Source organism: Clostridium tanneri, from assembly GCF_033659955.1.
Lineage (GTDB): Bacteria > Bacillota > Clostridia > Clostridiales > Clostridiaceae > Clostridium_AM > Clostridium_AM tanneri.
On sequence record NZ_JARUJP010000044.1, the window covers coordinates 1 to 8340 of the forward strand.

Annotated in this window: 6 protein-coding genes; 2 read left to right on the forward strand and 4 right to left on the reverse strand. The window is 34.4% G+C overall.

Translation table 11 applies throughout. The features are described from left to right. The 3 genes from P8V03_RS18485 to P8V03_RS18495 form a co-directional block, all read right to left on the reverse strand. Nucleotides 1-659, reverse strand: a 659-nt coding sequence (locus tag P8V03_RS18485) for a hypothetical protein (RefSeq protein WP_318799296.1), incomplete at its 3' end; no start/stop codon positions are given. Nucleotides 660-812: 153 nt separating this feature from the next. Then, a complete protein-coding gene (locus P8V03_RS18490; RefSeq protein ID WP_318799297.1) occupies nt 813-1997 on the reverse strand; it encodes an MFS transporter in 1185 nt (394 codons plus the stop codon). A gap of 209 nt (nt 1998-2206) precedes the next feature. After that, a complete protein-coding gene (locus P8V03_RS18495) occupies nt 2207-4225 on the reverse strand; it encodes an oxidoreductase (protein WP_318799298.1) in 2019 nt (672 codons plus the stop codon). A 124-nt stretch (nt 4226-4349) separates the two neighbouring features. Between P8V03_RS18495 and P8V03_RS18500 the strand changes: the two genes are divergently transcribed. After that, nucleotides 4350-5129: a hypothetical protein gene (locus P8V03_RS18500; protein WP_318799299.1), complete on the forward strand. Its 780-nt coding sequence runs from the start codon at nt 4350-4352 to the stop codon at nt 5127-5129. 67 nt (nt 5130-5196) lie between these two features. Here the strand turns inward: P8V03_RS18500 and P8V03_RS18505 are convergent, their stop codons facing one another. Further along, entirely contained in the window at nt 5197-6525 is a 1329-nt protein-coding gene (locus P8V03_RS18505) for an aminomethyl transferase family protein (RefSeq protein WP_318799300.1), read from the reverse strand. A 206-nt stretch (nt 6526-6731) separates the two neighbouring features. On the opposite strand from P8V03_RS18505, the gene P8V03_RS18510 reads away from it, so the two are divergent. Then, nucleotides 6732-8279, forward strand: coding sequence for a PucR family transcriptional regulator (locus tag P8V03_RS18510; protein WP_318799301.1), 1548 nt, complete (start codon nt 6732-6734; stop codon nt 8277-8279). Nucleotides 8280-8340: the final 61 nt, after the last annotated feature.

Here is an 8340-nt window from a genome sequence, read left to right on the forward strand (position 1 = left end):
GTACCACTCCATATATTTACTACAATTGATTTATATTTGCTACCTTCATGTTTAAAAATGGTTGCACATTTCAACGTATTAAGATATTCCAGAGTTCCAGTATCACGAAGAGATCTAATTATAGCTAAATCCATATGACCTTCACTTGCTACACTTGACCATAGTGAATCCAAATCATTCGCATCTATTTCTCTACTATATCCAAGAGTTATAAAGGCTGAATCCAACAAAAACATTGGATTAGAAAACACCTTATAGCTCTTATCTATTAGATTCTGAAGTCCTTTGTTATTTATAATAGAATCCTGAATCTCATCTTCCCAGTCATTGTAGAACTCAAAGATACTTTGTATTTCATTAAGGACACTTTCAAGTTCATACTTAGCGTCTATTATTATCACATTGTAACTTGATTCGTTGAAAAAGCTATTCACTTCTTCATCATTGCCTATTACTAAAAGGTTTGTACCATTTTCACTTAAGTACCCTTTCTGGAAATAGTCGGACTTAGCAATATATATAGCTGTAGAGTCAACACTCCATGGTTCCCTACTCATTAGCTTAACACTCTTAATTATTGGCTTATCGGTTTTATTAAGGTAAATCCTAGGTTTAAAGTGCATAATTCTATCTGCTATCATCTGTAAACTCAGTTTCAAAGTAATCACTCCCAGTAATTATTATGACCTCGTAGTATAATCACTGCCTTCTATCATCTGCATTTTAAATTATTCTATAATTACACGTTATTAATATTATTTATTATTTTTCTTTGTAAATAAATTTGAGAAACTAAGTTACCAATACATAGATTACTGCTTGTCTAAATTCGGTAATGCTAGACAAACAATACATACAAGTACCATGCAAATACCACCTAAAACAAATAACATATTTGTGTTATTTCCCGATAAAGGTACTACTATATAAGTAGGTATAATAACTGCACCTAAAAGTTGGATTGTTCCAGTAAAACCACCAGCTGTGCCAGCATAAGTTGGGCCAATCTCTTTCAAACGTATTGGAATTGACATCAGTAGCGGCATTAACCCACCTATAGTAACTCCTGTAGTTAATAAACATATGCCTAAAAGAAGCCCCTCTGGCATTTTCCATGAGAAGATTACAAATATTGCAGATGTAATACTAAGGCTAAACAACAATAACTTAGCATTCTTAAGCTTTAATGCTACTGCTGGAGCCAGAATGCATCCTATTAAACTACCAATCGCAACCATAGACGCATAGACTCCGGCAGAGACTGCACTGATTCCTCTAGATATAAGGGCCGCTGGTAAGAAAGAACTAACAACAATATTAGCTCCAAGAATAAACATTAAACATAACCCAACTATCCATACTGGTCGACTTTTTACTACGACCTTTAAGCATTCTCCAATTGGCAGTGCATCTGGTTTATCTCCAATTGAACAACTAGGATTTTTCATAAAAATAATCCATATAATAACAACGATAATGCTAATTACCGCTGCTATAAAAAAAGCATTGGATATAGATGGAATCATTGCAGTTGTCCCCATTCCAATAGTCATACCAATATTTGAAGCTGCAAGAAAAACCCCCATTACCATGCTAACTTTTTCAGTTGGAAACCATCCGCATAAAATTTTAGCTCCATTAGCATTAAGAAAAGTAGCTCCAAATCCAGCCATAAGCATAGAAATAAACAGTATACTATAAGTCCCAGCTGTTATACGTAAGGTGGTTCCAATTGCTGAAATAGTTAATGCAACTGTAATAACAACCTTAACTCCAAAGCGGTCAACTAAGAGGCCAGCGATCAAACTCAAAAAGACTGCTGGTATCATAGGTGCAGAAAAAACGCTAGTAAATTGACTGTTACTTAATGAAAACTTTGTTATCAAATCTTTATATATAGGCGATAGCTGATATTGAGTGTAACTAGGTGAAAAAATTGCTAAACAGGCTACAATTAAAATCACCCAAGCATAGTTTTTTGTTTTTTTATTTTCCATATATATCCTCCTTTGATATTGTCATATCATTTCCCGAATTATAAACTTGCATTGTATTATATATTGGCTGAATCTCTAGTAAAAAATGGTTGATGAATCAATGAAGCTCAACCTGCTTACTTCCTTCAGCTACGCAGAACATCTTAGGATAGTAAATTGATTTCCCAATTCACTATCCCTGTACATGGCTAAATCAGTCATTATAGGAATTAAAATCTACCTATATCCATTGCAATCTGATAAGCGACAGATGTTGCTTCATAAATGTTCTTCGGTGTTACACAGTCTCCAATTTGATAGAATTCTGGTGCACAATCAGACAACGCATAAGCCTCTTCACGCAAAGGTTTCTGACCAATAGCATAAATTATTGTATCTGCTTCAATAGTTCTGATACCATTAGTATCTTCAACAATCAAACCTTCCTCTGTAATCTCAAGGGCCTTAGTAGATGAACATATCTTTATATTAGGAAGTTTCTTCAACTCTTCCTTTAAGGCTACACCATGAACAAGAGGATGTCCAAGACTAACATCCATAATTCCACTCATACGATTTGAAGTACCGGTTACTGGAGGTGGAGTGGCAATCGTGCCATTAGCCATTTCTACAATAGTGATGTTGTGACCTTTTTGTGAAAGGAATATACCAAGTTCAAGGCCAACCAATCCTCCACCCATAATAACAGCATTTTTACCTGTAATTTCAGGATTATAATAAACTTGTTCTGCCCCAACAACATTCTTACTGTCAATACCTTTTATTATAGGTATCATAGGACGAGCACCAATTGCAGCAATGATAACATCAGGTTTGAAAGATTCGGCAACTTCCGGAGTAACTTCTGTGTTCAGATGTACTTCAATCTGAGCACGAGACACCTTTAATGCTTGTTGTTTAAGATATGTAGAAAGGTTTGCCTTAAAAGGAATATTCTCTTCGCATAACAGAGCTCCGCCTAGCTTGTCTGATTTTTCACAGAGGATAACTTTGTGTCCACGTTTCGCTGCAGTAAGTGCTGCTTGCATTCCCCCTATACCACCGCCAGCAACAAGGACTGTCTTCTTATGTAGAGGAGGTATTGCAGTCATGCTGGATTGTTCTCGCCCAATTTCAGGGTTACTTGCACAGTAGAAAACACCTCCTACAGTACTATTTGAGAAGCAGTTAAAACAACGCAAGCATGGATTAATTTCATCTTCAAGGCCAATACGCGCTTTAATTGGTAGATCAGGATCAGCTAAAGATTGGCGGCCAAGATTTATGATATCAGCCTGACCAGAAGCAATTATTTCTTCCATCATTTCAGGATTTGTCAAAGCACCAACAGTAGCAACAGGTGTTTTAACATATTTTTTAATTTCTGCAGCATACTTCACATTACACCCATCTGGCAGGAACATAGGAGGATGCGTAACCATAGATGCTGAATCGATTTCATGATGTCCTACTGAGACATGAATCACATCAACTTTACCATCTAAAACCTTGGCAATTTCTATACCTTCATCAATATCATAGCCGTCTGGCAGACTTTCAGTTCCACTCATACGGAATTCTATTGGAATAGCATAACCAATCCTCTTACGAATTGCTTCAATTACTGCTAATGGGAAACGCATGCGATTTTCGATTGAGCCGCCCCATTTGTCCTTACGTTTGTTATCACGTTCTGAGATAAACTGAGTCATCTGCCAACCATGTCCACCGTGAAGGGTAATCATACCAAAGCCACACTGTCTAGCAAAGGCAGCTGCATCAGAATATGACATAATCAAGTCCTCAATTTGTTCATCATTCATCGCTCGGATTTTAACACCATCTGGACGAATTCCATCGACAGGACCATAAACAAAACCTTTGTTTTCATCCATAAGGTCAAGGCTTGCATTTTGACCGGCATGACATAGTTCTATAGCTGCTACAGCTCCGTGACGTGCGATAGCAGTACTAGTACGAGTAAGGCTGACTTTACCCATAAAATCATTACCTCTCATCTGAAATGGATGACTACGGCCCACTTTAGCGTCAATTATCATGTCGCCCACACATACAGACGCAAAACCACCAACTGCTTTCCTTTCATAGAAATAAGCTGCTTCTTCAGTTAAAAATCTATTGCTAGTTAATCCCGGATAATCCTGTGGAGATGCAAAAATCCTATTACGAAATAATGTTTTTCCCAATTGAATTGGTTCAAAAAGATGCTTGTACTTTAGATTACTCATATTAAATCCTCCTTATTGTAAAATATTTTAGTATCTTTTCAAAATTAATAAATTATTGATTTACCTACACTTTTATTTGTAGAGCTTCTACGTTTTTACACTAATAGCAAGCTCTTTACATAAATTGTTGAATGCTTTTCTAGAGGATAAGGGACTTCAGTATTTAGTAGATGTAGCAGGTGGAATTTTAGGGAATTTTGCACTTGTTCAAGATTTGACTTCTAGAGTTATTGTCTATAGTAAAAATATGAACATGAATAATCATAACTTCTTAAAGCAAGGTCGTTTTCCTTATCATTTGGGAAAATTAATAAGAGAAAAAAATATATTAGTTCTTTTTAATAATAAGTCTCCAGTACGTGTTAATAAATGTGAATTTATACCCTATAATTTGATTGCAGGTAGAATTGACGTCATGGGTAAGTTAGTTGCTTCTGTTTCTATAACAGAAAATGAAAAATCTTTTGAAGAAAGTGATGACTATCTTGTTCAGCTTTTAAGTAATTTGATTTCTTCCGAGATTCAAAAAGACAGATCTCAAATCCGTTTTAAGGAAGCAGTTTACGAGCTTTTTAGGGCTGACCTGCCTGACGGAAAGTTTTCTAGTCAAAGTGATATTGACGAAAGACTAAATTATTTAGGTCTTAAGCTTAAAGAAAATCTCTTTGAACTTAATGTAAAAATTGAAAGTAATCCTGATGCTGAATTATTATTACACTTATGCCATCACTTAGAGAGTGTTATCAACGAAAGTAAATCTATTATTTATCAAAATAATATTGTACTACTTATAAATAAGTGTGATAAAGCGGTAAAAATACTAAGCTTTTACAACATATACTTTAGTATAAAAGCCCAGTATTTTCATATATATATTTTCTTATTACTTAATAGCTTTATATAGTTCTCTATATCTTAAAAATATCATAGATTGTCATTGAAGTTTTCTCCTTTATATCTTCAAATTAAAGCTATCCTTGATAACGTGGAATTGCTTCTACATCAATCTCTTTGTTATTTTCAAGATTCATATATGGAGTACGTGCTACCTTAACACGAATAGTTTTTTGTGGAGTTCCAGGTGTTCCCCAAATTACAGTAAGTTCTTTTCCTTCTATAGCATATTCCTTCTCTATAAATCCAAGTGAAATCATTTTCTTATAATAAACACTATGAAGCCTTCCTGTAGAAATTCCAACCATCTTATCTCCATCCATTACCTTATCTGCATGGTAAATGAAGGAAAAACCACAGTTGTAATACATATCCATTGGACGGCCATCCATGCTTTCATAAGGCTCAATATCTTGTCCTCTGAATTGAGAAGCAAAGATTTCTCCTAGGTCATCTGCATTCCATTCTAATGTTGCCATGGTTCTTTTGGGATTTTTTGAAATTTCCTCCAATGATTTTTTTCCTATAAAATCATGATTAAATTTAACCAAAAACTCCCAACCTACATCATAAGGTGTCATGAAACGAATGTCTAAATCATCCCCTACGCTTCCGATTAAACGACGATTCAGGTTAAAAAATCCAGACATAGGTTTATCTGCGAGATATTCCGCAAGACCTGGATCCTCATACCATGGAAGTGGATAATGCATGTTGATATTCGGAAGTCCCGATTCTGTATGATTCATGCAATATGCCATACGCCCTAATTTCCTTGCGCCATAAGTCTTTGCAACATCCCAGATGCATTTGTATACTTCATCACATTTTTCCATATCACCATGAAGCTCATAGGCAAGAGTCCCAGCCATACCAAGACGAAGAACACGTACATCAGTTCCTGCAAATTTAGCTATACGATGTCGTGCAAATTTTATATCATGCAAATCACTCTTAGAGGCATTTTCTAAAATTTCTAAAGATTTTGGTCCTGCAATCTGGAAGAAAAACTCCTTTCCTGTCATGTTAACCCCTTCAACATCCATATCAGTCTTAGTTATCAGGTAATCGATAACTGGCATCATCCAATAGGTACGGTATGTGTCTTCTGCAATTCTCATAACGACACCATCTGCCATTATTTGTCCCTTTTCATTACAAATAACAGCATGACGGATTCCGCCATCTTGTAATTTTGAATAATCATTGGTACAAATTGAGTTTAAAAATTTTACTGCATCTGGACCTTTTACATCATAAATTGGTGAATCATTCAACGATGTTCCAAGATATGCTGTGTCTTTTGATGCTAGAATTTCATCCTTGTAACCTGTGTACTCAAATGGTACAAAATTTCCTCCAGCATTAAATAAAGTAAATGCTCCTTCATTAATTGTTTCAAACATAATAAGCCCTCCTCTTATACACTATCGTATAATTATTTTCTTCATGAAACTCCATAAAGCATATATCGTTTACAATACTTGTACAATCCTATGTTGTTTCTTAATTATTATTATAATTTACTTGCTATTTTCTGTCATTGGACATATAATAAGTAAAATTCATTTATTAATTTGTACATTTTTGTCCACATATAAAGGAGGCACGTATGCAATTAAGTATTTATAATATTTATGAAAAAATTTGTATAGAGAATTGCTGTTTGAAAACGGAAGAAAAAATTACATTTGATCTTTCAGGTGTACGTATTTATGCGGAACATTGCGAGGCTTTGTCTAAAAGTATTCTATATATTATCTATCCGCAGCAATTAAAAAATATCATTCCTGACAAATCCTTACACTTTCTCTGTATAGGATTTATAGATGAAGAATACATTGACCAAAAATTTCAATCAGTAATTCTCATGCCAGAACAGGGAGAAATTTATCATATTCTCTCTAGTATTCAAGATATATTTGATAGCTATCACCAGTGGATGGAATCTGTTAACCAAGCCATCTTACAAGGAAAATCCCTACAGACTATTTTTGATCTTTGTAGCCTCTTTTTAAGGAATCCAGTTGCATTATTTGATAACAGCCAGTCTCTGCTGCTAAAATCTGGACATATACCAGAAAATATAGAAGATTCCCTGTGGGGCTTTGTCTTAAAAAATGGGTATTCGCCAAAAGAGGTTTCTTTTGAGAATAATTATGTAGCTACCCAATTGCAGTCAAATCCAATGCCTTTTTACTATAAGTCCAATGATCGCTATCGCAATATAAATCGCCTTATTGCAGGAATTCATATTAACGATACACCTTTTGGGTGCATTGCAACTACAGATATTAACGCACCAATTACCAGTATGGAATATGCTAACCTACATTTTATACAGAAATTCATGGAGAGTGCACTTTTAAATTCTGAAAAGTATCAGTCATACGTATCTGAAACTCCTTGGTATATAAATCAGCTTTTGCGAGGAGAGCATATAGAAAAAAGTGTACTTTCATACAATCTTTCTTTAAAAGGTAGAAGAACAGAAGATAAATTCTATTTATGGTGTTTTAGACCACTTAGCCATATTTCAACGGATAAATTTTCTATAAAAAGTTATCTACTAAACTTTAACAGATTTTTCAAAACAGACATGCTCTTTTGTCACGAAAATCAAATCGTGATTTTTGACTATAACTTAGAAAGCTATAATGATACTAAACATCATTTGAATCTAACGGATTTTTTATCTACTATCTCATTTAAGGGAGCTTTTAGTATGGTATTTAGCAATCTCCTAGAAATGCACCAAGCTTATATGCAGTGTCAGATTACATTAGAAAACACAAATAGCGAATGTGCCACCGTTTATAGCTTTCAAAAGCACTACTCTTCCTATATATTAGAATTATTTAAAAAAAACAGCCCCTGGGATAGTCTTCTGTACCCAGGAATTAAACATCTCTTAACAAAAGATAAAAAATATGGTGTAGAATTGTTACGTTGTTTACAGACGTTTATCATGCAAGGCCGTAACATTACTGCCACAGCAGACCATCTATTTGTCCATCGACATACCGTAATTTATCGTCTGAATTGTATATCAAAAATTATGCAAATTGATTTAAAAGATCTTGATGACTATTCATTGTTTCATCTATTTTTGTCCTGTGGACTTTTACTGCATTCTGAACAATCAAATATTCAAGCTTAAAAGGTTTAAATCTTATCAAATACAATCTTCCAAAATAACAAATAAACCTCGCAACAGTAAT

Coding starts and splice junctions, on each gene's coding strand:
- P8V03_RS18495 (WP_318799298.1), bottom strand. CDS start 4,225: ATGAGTAATCTAAAGTACAAGCATCTTTTTGAACCAATTCAATTGGGA.
- P8V03_RS18490 (WP_318799297.1), bottom strand. CDS start 1,997: ATGGAAAATAAAAAAACAAAAAACTATGCTTGGGTGATTTTAATTGTA.
- P8V03_RS18505 (WP_318799300.1), bottom strand. CDS start 6,525: ATGTTTGAAACAATTAATGAAGGAGCATTTACTTTATTTAATGCTGGA.
- P8V03_RS18510 (WP_318799301.1), top strand. CDS start 6,732: ATGCAATTAAGTATTTATAATATTTATGAAAAAATTTGTATAGAGAAT.